Raw genomic sequence first — 21,606 nt, forward strand, 5'->3', positions numbered from 1 at the left:
GTTGTGACTCCGGCAAAGCGCGGAGAAGCCCCATGGTCGCCCGTCCCACCTGGCACGGACATCTGAAACTGTCGCTGGTGACCTGTCCGGTCGGCCTCTATCCGGCCACGGCGTCGAACGCGCGGGTCAGCTTCCACCTGATCAATCCGGAGACCAACAACCGCATCCGCATGATCCCGACCGACCCCGACGCCGGGCCGGTCGAGCGGTCCGATCTGGTCAAGGGATACGAGGTGTCCAAGGACGAATACGTCCTGTTCGACGACAAGGATTTCGACAAGGTCAAGCTGGAGACCACCCACACCATCTCCATCGACCGGTTCGTGGACGAGCACGACATCGACCGCCTCTACTGGTCCGATCCCTTCTTCGTGGTGCCGGAAAAGGGGGTGGGGGCCGAGGCCTTCGCCGTCATCCGCGACGCCATGAAGGCGGCGGGCAAGGTGGCGATCGGCAGCCTGGTCCTGCGCGGTCGCGAGCGTCAGCTGGCGCTGGAGGTGCGGGGCAAGGGGCTGGTCGCCTTCACCCTCCGCGCCCACGACGAGGTCCGCGACGCCGACGACTATTTCGACGACATCCCGACGGTGAAGGCCGACAAGGACATGGTCGAGATCGCCACCCGCATCATCGGCCAGAAGGAGGCGGCCTTCGACCCGACCACCTTCAAGGACCGCTACGACGACGCGCTGCGGGCCATGATCAAGGCCAAGCAGAAGGGCGGCAAGGGCGTGGTCGAGGTGGAGGAGCCCGACGACACCAATGTGGTCGACCTCATGGAGGCCTTGCGGAACAGCCTGAAGGGCTCGGCGGCGGGTCGGAAACCGGCGGCGAAAAAGGCTCCGGCCAAGAAAGCGACTGCCAAAAAGAAGGCCGCCTGAATTTCTCTACCGCTCATCCCCGCGAAAGCGGGGACCCAGTGCTTTAGGCGATCAGTCAGAAGAGAAACTCGCGAACCGACATCCCGGGTGCCGTGCCTCGCGACAGAACTGGGTCCCCGCTTTCGCGGGGATGAGCGGAGAGTTTTAGACCCCCATCTTTTTCAGCCCCGGTTTCAGACTCACCGCCGCGTCCCTGAACCCCGCCCACGGATCGGCCTTCTTCAAAAGGGCCGGGGCCGTGCGGATCGTGAAGGCCTTCGGATCCAGCCCCGCCCTCACCTGACCCCAGGACAGCGGAAACGCGATCCCCGCGCCGGGCCGGGCGCGCGGCGACCAGGGCGCAACCGCCGTCGCCATCCGCCCGTTCCTCAGATAGTCGATGAAGATCTTCCCGCCTCGCGCCTTCTTGGCGAGCGTCGTGGTGAAGCGGTCGGGACCGTCGGCGCGGATCGCCTCCGACACGGCTTTCGCGAAGGCCTTGTTTTGCTCCCAGCTCACGGCCGAGCGCGCGTCCGCCTTGATCGGAACCACGACATGCAGCCCCTTACCGCCCGTCGTCTTGACGAAGGGCGGCAGGCCCAGGCTCTCCAGCTTCGCCTTCACCACCCTGGACGCCGCGATCACATCGGCGAAGTCCAGCCCCTCGTCGGGATCGAGGTCGAAGGTGATTTGGTCCGGCGTCTCCGGATCGCCCGGCTTGCAGCCCCACGGATGCAGCTCCAGCCCGCCCGCCTGACCGATGGCGACCAGCCCGCCGACGTCGACGATGGAGACATAGGGTTTGCGCTCCTTCACATCGACCAGCTTCAGCCGGGGGTTCGACCCCGGCATGGCGTGGCGCTGGAAGAACTGTTCGCCGCCGATCCCCTCCGGCGCGCGGATGATCGAGATCGGCCGGTCGGCGACATGGGGCAGTATCCGCTCGGCCGCCGCCTCGTAATAGCGGACCAGATCGGCCTTGGTGATCGGGTCCTCGCCGTCATGGGCGGGCCACAGCACCTTGTCGGGGTTGGAGATCGTCACCCCCGCCACGACCAGCTTGCCCGACTTCACCACCGAACTCGGCGCCTGGGGTGCGGCGTCCACCTCCTTCGCCGCCTTGTCCTCGCGCAGGCCCTTGAAGGCGGCCTGACGCAACGACCCGCCGTCGGTGTATCCGCCGTGCTCGACCTCGGCGACCAGCACCGGCTTGACCCAGTGGACCGTCTGTCCGGCCGCGCTCGTCCTTTTCGGGGCCTCCTTGCCGACGAAGGGGCTGCGATCCGTCTCGACCGCCTTCAGCGCGGGCAGAAGCGTCTTCAGCATCGACTGGCCGAACCCGGTCCCGACCCGGCCCAGATGCCTCAGGCCGCCCTTGTCCTTGATCCCCACGATCAGGGACCGGAACCGCGCCCCCTCCGAGGTCCAGCCGCCGATCACCACCTCGTCCCGCCCCCGGCATTTCGACTTTACCCAGGTCGTCGACCGGCCCGCCCGGTACGGGGCGTCCAGCCGTTTGGAGATCACCCCTTCAAGGTCCATGCGACAGGCGCTTTCCAGCACCGCCTTGCCGCTGGAGGCGAAATGATCGACGAACCGCACCCGTTTCGCCGCCGCCTTCGGCAGCCGATCCAGCACCGCCTGCAACCGCGCCTTCCGGTGCGAGAGCGGCAAGTCCCTCAGGTCCTCGCCCCCCTCGAACAAAAGGTCGAAAGCGAAATAGACCAGGTCGCCCGTCTCCCCGTCCGACAGGGCCGCCTGCAGCGCCGAAAAGTCCGGACTGGCGTCCTCGGCCAGGGCGCATACCTCGCCGTCCAGCACGACGTCCGGCCATTTGCCCGCATCCGCCATCAGTTCCGGAAACCGCTCGCTCCAGTCCAGACCCTTGCGCGTTCGCAAGGTCGCCCGCCCGCCGCCGGTGGCGATCTGGATACGATAGCCATCGAACTTGATCTCGTGCGCCCAGCCCGCCCCGCCCGGCGGGTGATCGACCGCCTGACACAGCTGAATCGGCACGAAGGCGTGGGGCCGTTTGGCGTGCGAGGCCTGGGCCTTCGTCGCCTTCGGTTTCGGCGGCGCCTTTCGCCCCGTGGGCTTCGACGACGTCCACTGTTTCCGCCCGTCCGCGATCTCGGCCATCGTCCGGCCCGAGGCGACCGAGGCGTCGATCTCCATATTGGCGTCGCCCTCGCCGTCGACGGCGAACGCGTCCTTCTCCTTGATCAGCAGCCAGTTGTTGCGCTGCTTTCCAGTTCTCTGGGGCTTGCCGCGATCGGACTTCAACCGGATCAGGGCCCATTTCCCCTTCAGCCGTTCGCCCTCCAGCACCATCTTGATCTGACCGCGCTTGAAGGCGGCGGCCAGGTCCGGCTCCTGCGGGCTCCAGCTGCCGACATCCCACATCTGCACCGTCCCCGCGCCATAGTTGCCGCCGGGAATGGTCCCCTCGAAGCCGCCGTAGTCGAGCGGATGATCCTCGACCTCGACCGCCAGCCGTTTCACATGCGGATCGCGCGACGGCGCCTTGGTCACCGCCCAGGACTTCAGCACCCCGTCCGCCTCGATGCGGAAATCGTAGTGCAGCCGCGTCGACGCATGCCGCTGGATCAGATAGCGCCCGCCCAACGCCTTCGACGCGGCCTTCCGCCCCTTGGGCTCAGGCGTGTCGTCGAACCGCCGCTTCTTCCGATAGGTCTCGAGCTCGCCGCGCATCGTTCGTCCCGGTGAAGGCCTGACTCAACGCCGTTCCGTCGCGGACGATCCTGTGCACGGACAGGGCGAGAGGCCGGCCAGTCATCCCACCGCCTTCAGCCGCCCCTCCTCGTCCCAATAGGTCTTCCACCAGCCGCCATACTGCCCGCGCTGGAAATCCGCCTCGGCCACCTCGGGGCCCAGGACCCGCGCGCGCCAGTGGTAGGCGGCCAGGCTGAGGGGACCGGCGAGGGCGACGGGGCGGTCCTTCAGCATCTCCTCGGCCAGACGCTGGGCCTCGCTCCAGGCGCGGGCCTCCAACCGCTTGGTCTCGGCGCGGCGCCACGCCTCCTGCACCTCGCGGCTGGGCTCCAGTGGCGGTAGAGGCGGGCCGTGGCGGACGGATTGCGACAGGCGCCAGGCCGTGTCGACCAAGGGGCCGACGTCCTCCATCCGTCCCTCCTGAACCGCCCGGCCCACGCGGGCCAGAAGGGTGCTCCCTTCGCAGGCCACCCGCTCCGGAGAGCGAAGCTCATCCGGAGCGATTGTCGTCGCCCCAGCTCTATCCCGGTTCAGCCCTTCGGGCCGCCCGGGATCAGGACGATATCAGCACATCACGTCCCGGCTCTCCGCTTCGCTGCGGCCGGGATGACAAGGCGCATTCCAATCAAAGGAAAGGGCCGCCCTGTTTCCAGAGCGGCCCTATTGCCTATTGCCTAATGCCTACTGCCTGACATCAGCTATCCAGGAAGCTCCGCAGCTTCCGCGACCGGCTCGGGTGCTTCAGCTTCCGCAGCGCCTTGGCCTCGATCTGGCGGATCCGTTCGCGCGTCACCGAGAACTGCTGGCCGACCTCTTCCAGGGTGTGGTCGGTGTTCATGCCGATGCCGAAGCGCATGCGCAGGACCCGCTCCTCGCGCGGCGTCAGGGACGCCAGCACGCGGGTGGTGGTCTCGCGCAGGTTCGACTGGATGGCCGCATCGATGGGCAGGATGGCGTTCTTGTCCTCGATGAAGTCACCCAGGTGCGAATCTTCCTCGTCGCCGATCGGCGTCTCCAGCGAGATCGGCTCCTTGGCGATCTTCAGGACCTTGCGGACCTTCTCCAGCGGCATGGCCAGCTTTTCGGCCAGCTCTTCCGGGGTCGGTTCGCGACCGATCTCGTGCAGCATCTGACGGCTGGTGCGGACGATCTTGTTGATCGTCTCGATCATGTGCACCGGGATGCGGATGGTCCGCGCCTGGTCGGCGATCGAGCGGGTGATCGCCTGACGGATCCACCAGGTGGCGTAGGTCGAGAACTTGTAGCCGCGGCGGTACTCGAACTTGTCGACCGCCTTCATCAGGCCGATGTTGCCCTCCTGGATCAGGTCCAGGAACTGCAGGCCGCGGTTGGTGTATTTCTTGGCGATGGAGATCACGAGGCGCAGGTTCGCCTCAACCATTTCCTTCTTGGCCTGACGGGCCTCGCGCTCGCCCTTCTGAACCGTCTGGACGATGCGGCGATAGTCGTCGATGGGCAGGCCGGCCTCGGTCGCGACGGCCGCGACGTCGGCGCGGATCGTCGCGATCTGGGTCGACTGGTCGTCGCTGAACTTGGTCCAGCGGACGCCCATGTCCTTCACCTGCTCGGCCCAGTTGGGGTCCAGCTCCTTGGTGAAATAGGCCTTCAGGAACTCGGGACGCGAGATGCCGTAGCTGTCGGCCATCCGCAGCAGGCGGCCTTCCAGACCGATCAGCCGCTTGTTGATGGCGTACAGCTGCTCGACCAGGGCCTCGATACGGTTGTTGTTCAGCTTCAGCGTCTTCAGCCGGCCCGAGATGGCCGCCGACAGGGTCTCGTAGGCCTTGCGGTCCTTGGCGTTCAGATCCTCGCCCTTCAGCCGCGTCTCGACCAGCTTCTCCTGCAGCTTCCTGAAGGCGTCGAAGTCGGCGGCGATGGCGTCCAGGGTCTCCATGACCCCGTCGCGCAGCTCGGCTTCCAGCGCCGAGATCGACATCCCGCCGCCGTCGTCGAAATCTTCGTCCTCCTCGTCGCCTTCCGGCTTTTCGCCTTCGGAATCGGCACCTTCGTCTTCCGCCTTGGGCGGAACCGGCTGGCCGGGGATGGGCGGCTGGGGCTGGTTGTGCGGCAGGGACGAGGGGTTCAGCACGCCATAGGTGGCGTCCAGGTCGATGACCTCGCGCAGCAGGATGCGGTTGTTCGCCAGCTCGTCGCGCCACACCATGATGGCCTCGAACGTCAGGGCGCTCTCGCACAGACCCGAGATCATCGCGTCGCGACCGGCCTCGATCCGCTTGGCGATGGCGATTTCACCCTCGCGGGAGAGCAATTCGACGCTCCCCATCTCCCTCAAGTACATGCGCACCGGGTCGTCGGTGCGGTCATAGGTCGGCTTGGCGTCGCCCTCGGTGACCGAGGTCTCGGCGCGCTCGGCGACTTCGCCACCCGTGGTCTCGGCCGCGTCTTCTTCGGCCTCCACGACGTTGACGCCCATTTCGGACAGCATCGCCAGGGTGTCTTCGATGGCGTCCGGCGTGACTTCTTCCGACGGCAGGACCTTGTTCAGCTCCTCCATCGTGACATAGCCGCGGGCCTTGGCCTGCTTGATGAATTTCTTGACCCCGGCATCGGTCAGGTCGAGCAGCGGCCCGTCAGCGGTCGTCGTCTCGGGCTGTTCCTGCGTATCGGTCATTCAGTCAGTGTCTCCGCGTCGAGGTCGCCGCCGCCGGCCCCTCGGCAAATTTGCAACAGTCAGTCCGAAAGAGAACGCGCCGGCGCTGAGTTCGTTACGAACCCGCTCCATCGTCCCAAATCGTCCCGGTCTTGATGGCTCGTCGCAACGCGTCTCGCTCGGCCTTCAGACGACTGAAGGCCGAGGCGTCGAAGGCGTGTTCGGCCCCCGACTTCGCTGACGCCAGCGCCGCGTCCAGTCCCGCCACGCGGGTCAGGGCGTCGAAGCCTTGCGACCACCGGACCCTTGCTTCGGCGAGGGGCGCACTTGCGGCCAGGAAAGGCGCGCCGGACTTTGCCGCCGCCTTCTCGACCTCGCGCACTAAAGCATCGTGTCCGGAGCTCGCGAGATGGCGACGCAGGGCCGCAGAGTCAAGCGTCTGCCCCCCGAAACGCAGGCGGACCAGCTCCTGCGCCAGCCCGTCCAGCGACGGATCGCCGAACCCATGGCTGGCGATGGCCTCCAGATGGTCGTCCATCCGCTCCGGATCCTCGATGGCGCCGTGGGCCAGGGCGGCGGCCATCGGCTCGATGGCGCGCGACAGGGCCTGCATGGCCGAGGCGCCCTCGGCGGTCTGCCCCAGCTTCGGCGGCGGGCCGGGCCGCCAGCGCCCGCCCGGCTGCTGGGACGCGCGTTGCTGGGGCGCCGACCGACCGGGGAACAGGGCGTCGAACCGGTCGAACAGGTCGCGCCGATACTGTTCGGCCAGGTCCTTGTCCTGAATGGCGTTGGCGGCCTCGCGCAGCCGCCCTTTCAGCCCGGCCCGGCGTTCGGGCGTATCCAGCGGTTCGGCCTCGGCCTCGCGGCGGAACAGGACCTCGGCGAAGACGCGCGTCTCCTGCATGGCCTGACGCAGAGCCGGGGCGCCCTTGTCCCTCAGGATGTCGTCGGGGTCCTGCCCGCCTTCCAGCAGGGCGAAACGGAACGACCGCCCCGACTTCAACAGCGGCAGGGCCCGCTCGATGGCGCGATAGGCCGCCCGCTGCCCCGCCCCGTCCCCGTCGAAACACAGCACCGGCTCGGACGACACCCGCCACAGCAGCGCCATCTGCTCCTCGGTCAGAGCCGTACCCATCGGCGCTACGGCCGGCAGGCCCGCGCGCTGGCAGGCGATGACGTCCATGTATCCCTCGACCACGATGATGGCCTGGGTCGACTTGGATTCCGCCCCCAGGATGCGCCGCGCCTCGGGTAGACCGTAGAGGGTCGCCCCCTTGTGGAAGAGCGGGCTCTCCGGCCCGTTCAGGTACTTGGCCCGGTCGTCCGGGTTCATGGCCCGGCCGCCGAAGCTGACGATCCGCCCCCGCGCATCCAGGATCGGGAACATCAGCCGGTCGCGGAACCGGTCGTAGGGACTGCCCCCGCCCTCGGGCGAGATCAGCATCCCCATCTCGACCAGGTCGCCGGGCTTGGCCCCGCGCTGGACCAGGGCCGCCTTCAGCCCCTCGCGGTCGTTCGGCGCATAGCCCAGGCCGAACCGCTCCCACTGGTCTTCCGGCAGACCGCGCCGGTCCAGATACTCGCGCGCCGCCTTGCCGACCGACCGACGCAGATTGGCCGCGAACCATTTCTGGGCCAGGTCCATCCAGTCGGCGAGACCCTGTTTCTTGGCCTCGCGCTCGGCGGCCTGCGGGTCTTCGGCCGGCATCTGCATCCCGGCCTCGGCCGCCAGACGCGCCACCGCCTCGGGGAAACTCAGCCGCTCCGTCTCCTGCAGGAAGGAGATGACGTCTCCATGTTTGCCGGACGAGAAGTCGTGGAAGAAACCCTTGTCGTCGTTGACGAAGAAGGACGGCGACTTCTCCTTCGAGAAGGGGCTCAACCCCACCCACTCGCGTCCCTGTTTCTTGAGCTTCACCGACCGGCCGATCACGTCGGACGGGCGAAGGCGAGCCTTCAGTTCATCGAGGAAACGGTCATCGAAACGCACCGGCGATGATTAACGCCGCATGCGGCGACAAGCGACTCCTGCCCGGCATCCTCCACAAGAACCCTTGACTCGACAACTTTGCAATTGAAAGTAGTCGTGATGAAACCGGAGCCGCCACATGCCTGACGCCTTTACCTCGCCCTCGGACGAGAGCGACCTGGCCTATCTGAAACGCCTCGCCCGCGCCGGTCGAGGCGAGCCCGCGCCCTTCCTTCTGCTGATGGCCGTGTTCGGAGGGGGTTACGGGTTTGCGATGCTGGCTGTGATGGTCGGTCTTGCCGTCGACGGACTTCCGGTCCCCGGAGAGGCCTATCAGCCAAGTCCTCTGATCCAGTTTCTGAACCTTGGAATCTTCGCCGCCCATCTGGCGTTCCTGGGAACCTTCATCTGGACGGTGTGGCGAACCCTTGGGCCGAACCGGATCCGCCTCAGCCGCGCGGCCACCGCGACCTGGAGTGCGGCTTTCATCGCCATGGTGACCACGGCGGTCAGCTTCAGCACCTTCACCCGCGACCAGCTTCCGACCGACAATGTCTACGCCATCTACATGATGGGACCGGTCCTTCTCGTTCTCTGGGGTTCCGCCTGGTGGGTCACGGCGATCCTGAACGACCGACGTTGGCTGTTGCTGGTCGCCATCAGCAGTTTCGGCGCGGCCGTCGCCATGGCGGTCATCGGCAACACCCCGCCCATTCTCCCTGCGACCTGCGCCTGCCTTCTGCTGCTCGCCTTCCTGCCGGCCGTCATCCTGATGCGCGAGCGTCGTGGATGAGCGAGGCCGACGGCCTGTTCGCAAACCGTGTTCGGGCGGGCGTCCTCGCCTGGCTTTCCGACAGGGGAGCAGGCGACTTCACCGAACTGGCGGCGGCGCTGAGCCTGGCCAACAACACCCTGTCGAGCCATCTGCGCCGGCTCGAGGAGGCAGGCTTCATCGACCTCCAGCGCGGCTTCTTCGGCCGCAGGCCGCGCACCCGCGTCGTGATGACCGCGAGCGGCCGCCAAGCCTGGCTGGACTATCTCGATACGCTCTAGGCGGGCAGCGACCTTCGCCGTTAAGACTTCCTTAACCAGTCGGGCAAAATCGCGACCTTAAGCTCATGTTTTCGTGAGACATTTTTTGGTCCGAATGCGGAACTATCCACAGGATGACAGGGTTAACCCACTGTTACTCAGGCGCAGAAGAGCCGCACCCCTCCCCTCCGGACCTGTACCAGAGTCGTTCCCATGTTCATCGCCATCACCCAGCCGGCGGTCGAGCCCATCGGACCCGATCCCGTCGCCACCCCCTATGCCCCGGTCGTCCACGACCTGACGCCGCGCGCGCTCCACGCTCGATTGCTGCTGAACGCCGCCCAGCGCCGTCTGCGCGGCCTGGAGCGAAAACGGGCCGACCGACCGGAAGACGCCGACTATTGGCTACACGCTGCCCCGGTGGCGGTGAAGAAGGCCTGCGCCCTTCGGGAAAATCGCAGCTTCATCCCCCTGCCCTGAGGGCTCAAGCAAGCCGGATTCCTTTTCTAGGATTTTATTCGCGCAAAGCCCTTGCGCGTGGCCAACGGGCGCCCATCTGTCGTCTTCGGGTCTTTGACAAGCGAAGCCGACAACGGTGCGAGATGCGCCGCCCTCAGCACACGGCCCGGGCCGGTTTCGTCCGTTTCGTCCGTTTTGTCCGCTTGATTTCGTCCGGACGAACCGGACGAAACTCCCGGATCAGCGCAACTCGGGCAGCCGACGCTTCACGGACTCGCGCAACTTCCGCCACCGCTGGCCCGCCTTCTTCGGCCGGACCCGCTCACGCACCTCAAGCCCCTGCCCCCAGCGCTCGTGCATGGCGGCGGCCAAGTGCGGGTGGCGGTCGTGCTGATGAACGACGGCGCTGATCGAACCGTCAGGATTGATCACCTGGCCATCCTTCAGCCCCAGCTGATCGCCCGGCGTCAGGCCGATGGTCGCGACCCGGCCGTAGTTCTCCCTCACCTCGGCCTGCAACAGGCCCATGTGGACCGCGATGTTGCAGGCGGCCTGATCGGCCCCGAAGGCGCCGCCGAACTCCGAGCGCGGCACGGCGGCCAGCATCAGCACCATCCGGCAGAAGCGAACGATCTCGGCCCTGGGCCCCATCACCGTGCCGACGCAGACCGAGGCCGCCGGCGCCAAGGCCTGGGCCATCTCTTCCCCGATCAGAGCGCGCAGATACTTCATGTTGAAGGCGTGATCGCCCAGTCGATCCCCCTCGACGAAGACCTCCAGCCCTGCCGGCTGCGGCGCGAAGGGCGGCTTCTGGAACAGGACGTCGCGCACGTCGGTGATCAGGACGCCGCGAATGTCGCCCCGCCCCGCCAGATAGCGGTCGAAGGCCGCGAACCGGGCCATGACCGGATGGGGTTCCCACCCCTCCACCGCCGCCGGGGTCAGGAGCCGGACCTGATGCTGCTCGAACAGGGCGCGAATGTCTTCCCGGTCGTCCACGACCAGGGCGATCTCACCTTCGAACACCGACCGCAGCGACCGCACGAACGGCGCGATGTCGTGGGCGTCGTAGCCGGTCGCATAGCCCAAAACGGCGTCGACGGACCCAGCCCCCTCGCCGACCCGTTCGTTCCGCACCGCGACGGCTCCGGCCAGCCAGCCCAGATAGGCCGATTTCGCCGCCGGAGCGCCCATCCTCAGGCCTTCATCAGGTCGCTGAACCGGTCGAACAGATACAGGCTGTCGGTCGGTCCGGGCGAGGCTTCGGGGTGGTGCTGGACGCTGAACACCGGGCGGTCCTTCAACTGGATGCCGCAGTTGGTGCCGTCGAACAGGCTGACGTGGGTCTCTTCCACCGCGTCGGGCAGGCTGTCGCGATCGACGGTGAAGCCGTGGTTCATGGAGACGATCTCGACCTTGCCGGTCGTCAGATCCTTGACCGGATGGTTGGCGCCGTGGTGGCCCTGCTCCATCTTTACTGTCTTGGCGCCCAGCGCCAGGGCCAGCATCTGGTGACCCAGGCAGATGCCGAAGACCGGCTTGCCGCTCTCAACCAGCTTCCGGATCTCGGGCACCGCATACTCGCCCGTCGCCGCCGGATCGCCCGGGCCGTTGGACAGGACCACGCCGTCGGGCGCCCGCGCCAGGATCTCTTCGGCCGTCGTCGTCGCCGGCACCACGGTGATCTTGGCTCCCGTCGAGGCCAGGGCCCGCAGGATGTTCCGCTTCACGCCGTAGTCGATGACCACGACGGTCTTGCGGCCCTCGGTCTTCGGGTGGCCCTCCGGCCATTCCCACAGACCCTCGTCCCACTCGAACGCCTGCAGCGTCGAGGCGGGCTTGGCGAGGTCGAGACCGACCAGACCGGTCCACTCGCGCGCCTGGGCGACCAGGGCCTCCAGGTCGAACTTGCTTTCCGGATCGTGGGCGATCACCGCATGGGGCGCGCCGTGGTCGCGGATGCGCTGGGTCAGGGCCCGGGTGTCGATCCCCGCCAGACCCACCACGCCCCGCCGCTTCATCCAGGCGTCGAAGCTGGCGTCGGAGCGATAGTTGGCCGGATCGGTCGGCAGGTCGCGGAAGATCGCGCCCCGCGCCGAGGTGTCGGACCCGCCGCCCATCTGTTCGATGTCTTCCACGTTCGTGCCGACATTGCCGACGTGCGGGAAGGTGAAGGCCAGGATCTGGCTCATGTACGACGGGTCGGTCAGGATCTCCTGATACCCGGTCATGGCGGTGTTGAAGACCACCTCGCCGAGCGCCGAACCGGTCGCCCCGACGCCCACGCCCTGGAAGATGGTGCCGTCGGCGAGGGCCAGGACGCCGGTCGCGCCGGGAAGAAGCTGTGCGGTCATGGCCGTCCCCTTACACCGAATCCCGGCGAACAAACGGCGGCGTGACTAAAGGGATGCCGGGGCGGGGTCAACGCGGCGTCGGTTGACCGCATCGAAAGCCTGAGCGAGACGGGCCGCCCAACCGGAAGACAGCCATGCCCATCACCACCGTAGGCCTCGATGCCGACGACACCCTCTGGCACAACGAGACCATCTTCCGCCTGACCCATGCGCGGTTCGTCGATCTGCTCGCCGACCACGGCGACGAAGCGACCATCGAGGCGCGGATGGCCGATACGGAGCGGCGGAACCTGCGCCTCTACGGCTACGGCGTGAAGGGTTTCACCCTGTCGATGATCGAGACGGCGATGGAGCTGTGCGACGGCGGCGCCCCGCCCGAGGTGGTGCGCGAGATCCTGGCCGCCGGGCGCGAGATGCTGGCCCACCCGGTCGAGACCCTGCCCGGCGTGGACGAGGCCCTGGCCGCCCTGTCGGAGAAATACCGGCTGGTCCTGATCACCAAGGGCGACCTGATGGATCAGGAGCGCAAGGTCGCCGCCTCCGGCCTCGGCGATCTGTTCGCGGCGGTCGAGATCGTCTCGGAGAAGGATCGCGGCGCCTACGACCGCGTCTTCGCCCGCCACGGCACGGGAGCGGATGAGGCCGTCATGGCCGGCAACTCGGTCAAGTCGGACATCCTCCCGGCCATCGAGGCCGGCGCCTTCGCCGTCCACATCCCCTATCACGTCACCTGGGCCCACGAGATCGCGGAGCCGCCGGTGGATCACCCGCGCTTCGGTCTGCTGACCTCTATCTCCGACCTGCCCGCCTGGATCGCCGAACGGGCCACATAGAGGGTTGCCCCACGGGGTCGCCGCCTTTAGACGGGCCGCTTAGCCGACAACCTGAACCGACCCCGCCGCGCGAGCCTTCGCCGACGGGCGTTCGCGCGCGAAAGACGACGACCCTGGACTACGCCGCCGACAGCCATGAGGACCGGGACGCCGCCATCCGCGCGGCCCTGTTGACCCATGGCGATACGGGGATCACGCCGCGCCATACTTTGTTCTTTTTCTACGGCGAGGGGGACCACGACGACCTCAACGAGGTCGCGCGGCGGGCGGGGTTCGTGACCCGAGGTCAGGACGACGCCACCATTCTTGAAACGACCATGGCGGTCGACGAGGCGTCCTTCGCCCCCGTCAGCGCCATGATGCAATCCTGGGCCGCGGCCTTCCAGCTCGACTACGACGGCTGGGAGTGCGCGGTCGTGACGAACTAGAGGAGGCTGAGATGCCGAAACGTACGGACATCAAATCCATCCTCATCATCGGGGCGGGGCCGATCGTGATCGGTCAGGCTTGCGAGTTCGACTACTCCGGAGTTCAGGCGTGCAAGGCGCTGAAGGCCGAGGGATATAGGGTCATCCTGGTCAACTCCAACCCCGCCACGATCATGACCGATCCGGGTCTGGCGGACGCGACCTATATCGAGCCGATCACGCCGGAGATGGTCGAGAAGATCATCGAGAAGGAACGGCCGGACGCCCTGCTGCCCACCATGGGCGGGCAGACGGCGCTGAACACGGCGCTGGCGCTGGATGCGTCTGGGGCCCTGAAGAAGTACGGCGTGGAGATGATCGGGGCCAAGGCCGAGGTCATCGACAAGGCCGAGGATCGTCAGAAATTCCGCGACGCCATGGACAAGCTGGGTCTGGAAAGCCCCCGCTCCAAGGCCGCCCATTCGATGGAAGAGGCGCTGGACGGGCTGGAGTTCGTGGGCCTGCCCGCCGTGATCCGTCCCTCTTTCACCCTGGCCGGCACCGGCGGCGGCATCGCCTACAACCGCGAGGAGTTCGAGGAGATCGTGCTTCGCGGCCTCGATCTGTCGCCGACCACCGAAGTGCTGATCGAGGAGTCGGTGCTGGGCTGGAAGGAGTATGAGATGGAGGTGGTCCGCGACACGGCGGACAACTGCATCATCATCTGCTCCATCGAGAACGTGGACCCGATGGGCGTCCACACGGGCGATAGCATCACCGTCGCCCCCGCCCTGACCCTGACCGACAAAGAGTACCAGCGCATGCGCACGGGCTCGATCAACGTCCTGCGCGAGATCGGCGTCGAGACCGGCGGATCGAACGTGCAGTGGGCGATCAACCCGGCCGACGGCCGGATGGTCGTGATCGAGATGAACCCGCGCGTGTCGCGCTCCTCGGCCTTGGCGTCCAAGGCCACCGGCTTCCCCATCGCCAAGGTCGCCGCCCGTCTGGCCGTCGGCTACACCCTGGACGAACTGCAGAACGACATCACCCAGGTCACCCCGGCCAGCTTCGAGCCGTCGATCGACTATGTCGTCACCAAGATCCCGCGCTTCGCCTTCGAGAAATATCCGGGCTCCGAACCCCTGCTCGGCACCTCGATGAAGTCGGTGGGCGAGGTCATGGCCATCGGCCGGACCTTCCAGGAATCGATGCAGAAGGCCCTGCGCGGCCTTGAAACCGGGCTCGCCGGTTTCGACGAGATCGAGATCGAGGGCACGGTGGATGTCGAGGACGACGCGAGCGCCCGCGCCGCCGTCATCCGGGCGCTCGGCCAGCCAACGCCGGACCGCATCCGCGTCATCGCCCAGGCCTTCCGCCACGGCCTGTCGGTCGAGGAGGTCAACGCCGCCTGTTCCTATGAGCCGTGGTTCCTGCGTCAGATCGCCGACATCGTGCGGACCGAAGGTCACATCCGGGTCCAGGGCCTGCCGACCGATGCGACCGCCTTCCGCCAACTGAAGGCCAAGGGCTTCTCCGACGCGCGTCTGGCCCAGCTGACCGGCTCGACCGAGAAGGCCGTCCGCGCGGCGCGCCGCGGCCTGGCCGTCCGTCCCGTCTTCAAGCGGATCGACACCTGCGCCGCCGAGTTCGCCTCGGCCACCGCCTATATGTATTCGACCTACGAGACCGGCGCTCTGGGCCAGATTCCGCAGTGCGAATCCGTGCCTACAGGATTGAAAAAGGCCGTGATTCTGGGCGGCGGGCCGAACCGGATCGGGCAAGGGATCGAGTTCGATTACTGCTGCTGCCACGCGGCGTTCGCCTTCGCGGACATCGGCGTCGAAAGCATCATGGTCAACTGCAACCCCGAGACCGTGTCGACCGACTACGACACCTCGGACCGGCTGTATTTCGAACCGCTGACGGCCGAGGACGTGCTGGAGCTGATCGAGGTCGAACGCTCCAAGGGCGAGCTGATCGGCGTCGTGGTGCAGTTCGGCGGCCAGACGCCGCTGAAGCTGGCCCATGCCCTGCACGAGGACGGCATTCCGATCCTGGGCACCTCGCTGGACTCCATCGACCTGGCCGAGGACCGCGAGCGGTTCCAGCAGATGCTGAACGACATCGGCCTGATGCAGCCGCCGAACGGCCTGGCCCGCTCGGCCGAGGAAGCCGCCAAGGAAGCCGACCGCGTCGGCTATCCGGTCGTGCTGCGCCCCTCCTATGTTCTGGGCGGACGCGGCATGATGATCGTCCACGACCGCGAGGGTCTGGACCGCTACGTCGGCGAGGCGATGAAGGTGTCGGGCGATGATCCGGTCCTGATCGACCACTATCTGAACCGCGCCACCGAGGTGGACGTCGATGCCCTGTGCGACGACGAGACGGTCTTCGTGGCCGGGGTGCTGGAGCATATCGAGGAAGCCGGGGTCCACTCGGGCGACAGTGCGTGCTCCATGCCGCCGTGGTCGCTGAAACCCGAGACGGTGGCCGAGCTGAAGCGCCAGACCGAGGCCATGGCGCGTGCGCTCAAGGTGCGCGGCCTGATGAACGTGCAGTTCGCCATCGAGGAGCCGCACGGCGAGAACCCGCGTATCTTCGTGCTGGAAGTCAACCCGCGCGCCTCGCGCACGGCGCCCTTCGTCGCCAAGACCATCGGCCAGCCGGTCGCCGCCATCGCCGCCAAGGTCATGGCCGGCGTGCCGCTGAAATCCTTCGGCCTGACCGACAAGCCCTACGACCATATCGCGGTGAAGGAGGCGGTCTTCCCGTTCGCCCGTTTCGCCGGGGTCGACACAATCCTGGGCCCGGAAATGCGCTCGACCGGCGAGGTCATGGGCCTGGACTTCAAGCGTCCCGGCGAGACCGACATGGCCCCCGCCTTCGCCCGCGCCTTCGCCAAGTCCCAGATCGGCGGCGGCACCACCCTGCCCGCGTCCGGCTGCGCCTTCGTGTCGGTCAAGGACGACGACAAGCCCTTCATCGTCGAGGCGGTGAAACTGCTGCTGCAGGAAGGCTTCGAGGTCATCGCCACCGGCGGCACCCACGCCTATCTGGAGGCCCAAGGCCTGAAGGTCGGCTATGTGAAGAAGGTGCTGGAAGGCCGTCCGAACATCGTCGACGCCATCAAGAACGGCGACGTCCAACTGGTCATCAACACCACCGAGGGCAAGCAGTCGCTGCAGGACAGCTTCAGCCTGCGCCGCTCGGCCCTGATGACCAAGGTGCCCTATTACACGACCGCTGCGGGGGCTCTGGCCGCCGCCCAGGCCATCGGGGCGATCCAGGCGGACACGCTCGAGGTCCGGCCGATCCAGGCGTTCGCGCACTAAAACCCCAACAGGGGGTGCTACTGGGGGGGGTTATATGGGGTTATTGACATAACCCCCGGCCAGGTATCTGATGCCTTCAGATTGGAGGCACACCATGGCTGCGCACACCGAAGTTCGTGACTACGTGATTTGGAGCAAGCATCTGCACGGCGACCCTGACTTGCAGACCCGTATCGACGCCCTGGCCCCGGCGGAGGTTTTGGACCTCGAGGTCGATGGGGTCAGAGGGTCGTGGCGCAAGATGGACCAGGGGCGCGATGGCCGTCCCACACCCGGCATCCGGCCGCTGGGGTCGGCGCAGGACTTCTGGCGCGATCTCTATCGGTCGCGGCGTGGGGACGTGGTGTCTGTCGCCCTGGTCTCGGATGTTCCTACGGCCCGACAGCGCGCCGCCGTCATCCTGCCCGCGCTGGGCAAGACCCCCGAGGAGCGTCGGGCCTCGCTCGACGCCCTGCTGGCCTTCGCCGGTCAGGGGTGGATGTCGGACGGCGCCCCGTTCGACCGCGACGAAGCGCACGAGCGATGATCACGCTCGACACCAACATCTTCATCTACGCCTTGGACGACCGGTTTCCGGCCAAGCAGGCGGTGGCTGCGGAGGTCGTGAGGCATGCCGCGCGGCTGGACGCGCCGATCTGTCTTCAGGTCGTGGGCGAGGCGCAGAATGTCGCGAGACGGAAGCTGAAGATGCCGGGGTTCGTCGCGGCGCAGATCGGGCGCAACATCCTGGGCCAGTTCGCGACCTTCTCTCCCTCCGTCGAGGACGCCGAGATCGCGCTGGGCCAACTGGCGGCCGGGCGGCTTAGCTACTGGGATGCGATCCTGCTGGCCTGTGCGCAGCGCGCGGGGTGCACGGCCCTGCTGAGCGAAGACCTTCAGGACGGGGCCAGGATCCTGGGCATCGAGATCGTCAATCCCTTCGACGGGGACGAGATGTCCGAACGGGCGCGGGCGCTGCTGAGCTGACGATACGTCGGATTTGCAGTCTCTGCCGTTTCCGACGAGTCGCCGGTGATTTCGACTACGCATTGAGCGCGAAATCCGGTGCGTTCGGTCAGGTCGGTTACGGCCGACACGGCACAATCCTGCAGATCATGCCGTGGTGCGTGCGACCGATTCCGGCGTAGCGGCGCCCTAGCGTCGTCGCATGGAACATCATCGCCTGCGGAAGTATCGGGGGCCGGAGACCTGGGCGCGGGTCAGGCAGGCCTATGTCGCGGGAGAGTCCGCGCCGTCGGTGGCGCGGCGGTTCGACGTCGGACTGGCCAATCTGAGGCGACGAGCCATGGCCGAGGGATGGACGCGCAAGAGCCATGCGGCCCTGATCGACCTGAAGCCGATCCGGGGTGGATGGGAGGAGACGGGCTCCGGCCTCTCGGCCCTGGTCGAAAGGGGCGAGACGCCGCCGATCGATGCGCACGAGGCCCTGGCCGAAACGGTGCGACGCGCGGCCTGGCTTCTGACGCAGGGGCAGACGGCGGAGGCGACCGCCCTGCTGCGCGCCGCGACCGTGCTGGAGAAGCTGCGGTGGCGGACGGGCTGAGATCGCTTCAACCTGTCCGTCCAGCCGGAGGAGTTCGCCCGGCCAGTCGGTCAGGCGGACGGCCCTAGGGTCCGGACTCATTTGGCCCAATAGGCGACGGTGGCGGCGATGAGGACGCTGGAGAGGAAGTTCGCGGCGAGTTTGTCGTAGCGTGTCGCGATACGCCTGAAGTCCTTGAGCCTGGCCCATAGGCGTTCGACGGTGTTCCTCTGTCGGTAGGCGACGACGTCGTAGGGGATGGGCCGCTTGCGCGAGGTCGTGGTCGGGATGACGGCCTCGGCGCGTCGTTCGGCCAGTCGCCTTCGGAGGTGATCGGCGTCGTAGCCGCGGTCCGCCAGCAGCCTTGCGAACGGTCCGGCCGCCTCGATCAGGGCGTGGGCCATGGTGATGTCGTTGGTGTTGCCGGCGCTGAGCAACAGCACACGGGGTCGCCCTCGATCGTCCACGAGGCCGTGGATCTTGGTCGTGCGACCGCCTCTGGAGCGGCCTATGCCCTGGACGAAGCCCCCCCTTTTGCGCCCGCCGCCGAGCGATGGGCCTTGACCGAGGTGCTGTCGATGGCGGCCGAGGAGTAGATGCCGCTGTGGCCGGTCAGGGCCTTGAAGATGTCGTGCCAAACGCCCTGCCGGCTCCAGCGATTGAAGCGGTTGTAGACCGTCGTGTATGGCCCGTACTCCGGCGGGCAGTCCCGCCAGCGCGCGCCTGACTGCAGCATGTGCACGATGCCCGACAACACGCGGCGATCATCGACCCTGCGCGCCCCTCGCCGTCCCGTCGGAAGGTGCGGCTCGATCCGCGCCCAAGCTTCGTCGTCCAGCCAGTAAAGCTTCCGCATCCAAGGCTCCCTTCCAGAAGCCTTGAATCAGAACGCCAAACTCACCGCCAGACCTTATTGAGTACGGACCCTAGTCTTTGGGATCCGGTTCGACGCCGATCCGCATCTGACGCAGGGTCTCGTAGTGGGCGGCGTAGCATTCGCAGGAGGCGCGCTCGAGGGCGTCGCGGTCCAGCACCTTGATGCTGCCGCGCATGTAGCGGATGGCGCCGCTCTTCTGCAGGTGCTGGGCCGCCTCGTTCACCGTGGTGCGCTGGGCGCCCAGCATGTTGGCGAGGAACTCCTGGGTCAGGCCCAGGGTGTCGCCGTCGGCGCGGTCGTGACAGCGCAGCAGCCATTTGGCGAAGCGCTGCTCGGCCTTGTGCAGGGCGTTGCAGGCCGTCGACTGTTCCAGTTCGCCCAGCAGGCGGGCGGCGTAACCGACCAGGGCGTCGCGGATGGCGGGGCGCTCGATCGCCAGGGCGCGCAGCTTGGTCATGTCCACCCGCTGACCGGCGCCGGCGAGCTGGCCCACCAGACGGGCGGAGCAGACGCCCGGGACCTCGAACGCCATCGGATGGGTCGCGCCCTCGCGGCCGACCATATAGGCCTCCACCCCCCGACCGTCCTGCATGGAGAAGACGGCGGAGATGACGCCGCGCTCCAGGAACTCGACCGAGCTGATGCCGTCACCGTGCTCGCAGAAGACGTGGCCCACGGCGAACTCGAACGGGCGGGCGATCTCCAGCAGGGCCGCGCGATCCTCGGGCGGCAAGCTGTCGATCAGGAAGTTGCCGTCGTGAAGAGGCATCTTTGCGGGAAAGGCCGAAGCCGGTTTCCTTCGCCGTCCATTATCCTCTCCGCCATCCGGGCGGTCCAGACCCCTCTTCGTCATACAGGGACGACGGTGTCCGAGGGGCGCTGGATGCGGGCCACCAGCCGGGCGTCGCGGAGAAGCTCCACGGCCGAGAAGCTGGCGTGCGCCTCCAGCTCAGAGCTCGCCTGAACGGTCGCGGCGCCGTCGTCATCGGCGGCGAAGAACAGGGTCAGGCCCAGCTCTCCGTCGGGACGGGCGAAATGCATCTGGTATTCTTGCGACATGGCCCTTCCACTCCGAACACGGAGCTAGGCGAGGTCGGGGGGTTCGTCTGTCCAACGGACGACGTTGGCGCGTGTGTGAGGCGGATTCCGCAACGCTTGGCCGAAAAGGCGTTGAGGCGCACCCGTCGCGGCGACGTCATCCCGGTGTCGGTCCTGGGGCGATTGGGATCGACGGACGGCCCGTTCCGCGCCTTCTGAAGCTGCGGGACGGGCCGGCTAGGCCCCGGCTCAGATGCCGGCCGCGGCCTCCGGATCGGCCGCCGCGTCCCGACCCTCCACGATCCGCGCCGCCGCCAGATCGGCCGTGACATTGCCCACGGTGCGGAAGATGTCGGGCACGACCTCCACCGCCAACAACAGGGGCAGGACCTCCAGAGGCACGCCCATGGCCAGGCAGATCGGGGCGATGGAGGCGAAGAACGAAACCTGTCCCGGCAGACCCACGGTGCCGACGCTGACGGCCAGAGCGGCGAAGCCTCCGGCCAGGATGGAGGCGGTGGTGATCTCCGTGCCCGTCAGCTTGGCGACGTAGATGACGACGGCCAGGTTGGCGACCGGCGAGGTGATGCGGAAGACCGCGACGGCCAGCGGCAGGACCAGACCGGCGGTGGCGGACGAGACGCCGAGGCGGCCCACGGCCCGCTCCACCATGATGGGCAGGCAGGCGAGCGAGGACTGGGTCGAGAAGGCGACGACCTGGGCCGGGGCGATGCCCTGCGCGAACCGGGCGAGGCCGATCCGACCGGCGAGCGTCGCCACCACATAGGTCAGGAGGATGAGGCCGATCAGGCTGAGGCAGACCAGGGCGATATAGTGGCCCAGCACGCCCGCCGCCCCGAGACCGGCGCGCAGGCCCACGCCGAAGGCCAGGGTGAAGACCCCGACCGGGGCCACGGCCAGCACCCACTGGACGATGACGATCATGGTGTTGGACACCGCCTCGAAGAAGGTGGCGATGGGCTGACGCAGCCGCGCCTCCAGCCGGGTCGTGGCGAAGCCGAAGGCGATGGCGAAGACCACGATGGCCAGGATGGCGTCGTCGGCGGCGGCGCGGATCGGATTGGCGGGGGCCAGGCTGGTCAGGAAGGCGCCGAACCCGCCGCCCCCGACGTTGGCGGCCACCTCGCGGCCCGCCTCGGCCGAGGTCCCGGCCAGAAGGGCGGCGGAGCCCTCGGCGCTGATGGGCCAGAGCGCATGGAGGCCCAGCGACGAGGCGAAGGCGTAGACGGTCGCCCCGACCAGCAGGATCGCGAAGACGATCACCGCCTTCAGCGCCAGACGGCCCGTCGCGGCCGCGTCGGCGATGGAGGCGATGCCGGTGACCAGAAGGCTGAAGACCAGGGGGATGATCGTCATCCGAAGCGCGTTCAGCCAGAGCTGGCCCGTGGCGTCGATGACGGCGACCGTCCCGACCCCGCCGGGGATCCCCTCGACCTGAGCCGCCGCGCCCGCCGCGAGGCCTCCGACCAGGGCGATCATCACCCAAAGGCTGAGCGAGGAAAAGATGGCGCGGGTGCGGGATCGGGTCATGACGGGA

At 67.5% G+C, this 21,606-nt stretch carries 20 protein-coding genes; 10 read left to right on the forward strand and 10 right to left on the reverse strand.

Annotated features, from left to right (window positions below; translation table 11 throughout):
- The first annotated feature begins 32 nt into the window (after positions 1-32).
- Positions 33-878, forward strand: a complete 846-nt coding sequence (locus ACETK8_RS18280) for a Ku protein (protein ID WP_374037247.1) — start codon at positions 33-35, stop codon at positions 876-878.
- 144 nt (positions 879-1,022) lie between these two features.
- On the opposite strand, the gene ligD is transcribed toward ACETK8_RS18280, so the two are convergent.
- From ligD to dnaG, 4 genes are all read right to left on the reverse strand, one after another.
- Entirely contained in the window at positions 1,023-3,569 is a 2,547-nt protein-coding gene (ligD, locus tag ACETK8_RS18285) for a DNA ligase D (RefSeq protein WP_374037248.1), read from the reverse strand.
- A gap of 81 nt (positions 3,570-3,650) precedes the next feature.
- On the reverse strand, positions 3,651-4,001 hold the full coding sequence (locus ACETK8_RS18290; RefSeq protein WP_374037249.1) for a hypothetical protein: 351 nt from the start codon (positions 3,999-4,001) through the stop codon (positions 3,651-3,653).
- A 283-nt stretch (positions 4,002-4,284) separates the two neighbouring features.
- Positions 4,285-6,243 (reverse strand): RNA polymerase sigma factor RpoD, encoded by a 1,959-nt coding sequence (gene rpoD, locus ACETK8_RS18295; protein WP_374037250.1) that lies wholly within the window; start codon positions 6,241-6,243, stop codon positions 4,285-4,287.
- A 94-nt stretch (positions 6,244-6,337) separates the two neighbouring features.
- Positions 6,338-8,212, reverse strand: coding sequence for a DNA primase (dnaG, locus tag ACETK8_RS18300; protein WP_374037251.1), 1,875 nt, complete (start codon positions 8,210-8,212; stop codon positions 6,338-6,340).
- A 118-nt stretch (positions 8,213-8,330) separates the two neighbouring features.
- Here dnaG and ACETK8_RS18305 point away from each other — a divergent pair, with 118 nt between their 5' ends.
- The 3 genes from ACETK8_RS18305 (at position 8,331) to ACETK8_RS18315 (ending at position 9,703) form a co-directional block, all read left to right on the forward strand.
- Positions 8,331-8,984, forward strand: coding sequence for a hypothetical protein (locus ACETK8_RS18305; protein ID WP_374037252.1), 654 nt, complete (start codon positions 8,331-8,333; stop codon positions 8,982-8,984).
- A complete protein-coding gene (locus ACETK8_RS18310; protein WP_374037253.1) occupies positions 8,981-9,244 on the forward strand; it encodes a transcriptional regulator in 264 nt (87 codons plus the stop codon). The genes ACETK8_RS18305 and ACETK8_RS18310 overlap by 4 nt, the downstream gene beginning before the upstream one ends.
- 192 nt (positions 9,245-9,436) lie before the next feature.
- On the forward strand, positions 9,437-9,703 hold the full coding sequence (locus tag ACETK8_RS18315; protein WP_374037254.1) for a hypothetical protein: 267 nt from the start codon (positions 9,437-9,439) through the stop codon (positions 9,701-9,703).
- Positions 9,704-9,922: 219 nt separating this feature from the next.
- On the opposite strand, the gene ACETK8_RS18320 is transcribed toward ACETK8_RS18315, so the two are convergent.
- Together ACETK8_RS18320 and carA are read right to left on the reverse strand one after the other, a co-directional pair.
- The gene (locus ACETK8_RS18320) at positions 9,923-10,876 is read right to left on the reverse strand and encodes a hypothetical protein (RefSeq protein WP_374037255.1); all 954 of its coding nucleotides are present in this window, start codon (positions 10,874-10,876) and stop codon (positions 9,923-9,925) included.
- 2 nt (positions 10,877-10,878) lie between these two features.
- The gene (gene carA, locus ACETK8_RS18325; protein WP_374037256.1) at positions 10,879-12,036 is read right to left on the reverse strand and encodes a glutamine-hydrolyzing carbamoyl-phosphate synthase small subunit; all 1,158 of its coding nucleotides are present in this window, start codon (positions 12,034-12,036) and stop codon (positions 10,879-10,881) included.
- 134 nt (positions 12,037-12,170) lie between these two features.
- Between carA and ACETK8_RS18330 the strand changes: the two genes are divergently transcribed.
- The 6 genes from ACETK8_RS18330 to ACETK8_RS18355 all read left to right on the forward strand — a co-directional run bounded on the left by ACETK8_RS18330 (position 12,171) and on the right by ACETK8_RS18355 (position 18,154).
- Positions 12,171-12,869: an HAD family hydrolase gene (locus ACETK8_RS18330; RefSeq protein ID WP_374037257.1), complete on the forward strand. Its 699-nt coding sequence runs from the start codon at positions 12,171-12,173 to the stop codon at positions 12,867-12,869.
- A gap of 209 nt (positions 12,870-13,078) precedes the next feature.
- Positions 13,079-13,297, forward strand: a complete 219-nt coding sequence (locus ACETK8_RS18335; RefSeq protein ID WP_374037258.1) for a hypothetical protein — start codon at positions 13,079-13,081, stop codon at positions 13,295-13,297.
- A gap of 11 nt (positions 13,298-13,308) precedes the next feature.
- Positions 13,309-16,611 (forward strand): carbamoyl-phosphate synthase large subunit, encoded by a 3,303-nt coding sequence (gene carB / locus ACETK8_RS18340; RefSeq protein ID WP_374037259.1) that lies wholly within the window; start codon positions 13,309-13,311, stop codon positions 16,609-16,611.
- A gap of 94 nt (positions 16,612-16,705) precedes the next feature.
- Positions 16,706-17,137, forward strand: a complete 432-nt coding sequence (locus ACETK8_RS18345; RefSeq protein WP_374037260.1) for a hypothetical protein — start codon at positions 16,706-16,708, stop codon at positions 17,135-17,137.
- Positions 17,134-17,577: a PIN domain-containing protein gene (locus ACETK8_RS18350; protein ID WP_374037261.1), complete on the forward strand. Its 444-nt coding sequence runs from the start codon at positions 17,134-17,136 to the stop codon at positions 17,575-17,577. The genes ACETK8_RS18345 and ACETK8_RS18350 overlap by 4 nt, the downstream gene beginning before the upstream one ends.
- A gap of 181 nt (positions 17,578-17,758) precedes the next feature.
- A complete protein-coding gene (locus ACETK8_RS18355; protein ID WP_374037262.1) occupies positions 17,759-18,154 on the forward strand; it encodes a hypothetical protein in 396 nt (131 codons plus the stop codon).
- 77 nt (positions 18,155-18,231) lie between these two features.
- Here ACETK8_RS18355 and ACETK8_RS18360 read toward each other — a convergent pair.
- The 4 genes from ACETK8_RS18360 to ACETK8_RS18375 all read right to left on the reverse strand — a co-directional run bounded on the left by ACETK8_RS18360 (position 18,232) and on the right by ACETK8_RS18375 (position 21,599).
- A protein-coding gene (locus ACETK8_RS18360; protein ID WP_374037263.1) for an IS5 family transposase occupies positions 18,232-18,989 on the reverse strand; the annotation gives its coding sequence in 2 pieces (ribosomal slippage) (positions 18,232-18,656 and positions 18,656-18,989; 759 coding nt in all).
- A 70-nt stretch (positions 18,990-19,059) separates the two neighbouring features.
- Positions 19,060-19,779, reverse strand: coding sequence for a Crp/Fnr family transcriptional regulator (locus ACETK8_RS18365; RefSeq protein WP_374037264.1), 720 nt, complete (start codon positions 19,777-19,779; stop codon positions 19,060-19,062).
- Positions 19,780-19,859: 80 nt separating this feature from the next.
- Complete coding sequence (locus ACETK8_RS18370; protein ID WP_374037265.1) at positions 19,860-20,069, reverse strand: hypothetical protein; 210 nt, start codon at positions 20,067-20,069, stop codon at positions 19,860-19,862.
- A gap of 228 nt (positions 20,070-20,297) precedes the next feature.
- Complete coding sequence (locus ACETK8_RS18375) at positions 20,298-21,599, reverse strand: dicarboxylate/amino acid:cation symporter (RefSeq protein WP_374037266.1); 1,302 nt, start codon at positions 21,597-21,599, stop codon at positions 20,298-20,300.
- Positions 21,600-21,606: the final 7 nt, after the last annotated feature.

The organism is Brevundimonas staleyi, assembly GCF_041893865.1.
Classification (GTDB): Bacteria; Pseudomonadota; Alphaproteobacteria; order Caulobacterales; family Caulobacteraceae; genus Brevundimonas; species Brevundimonas staleyi.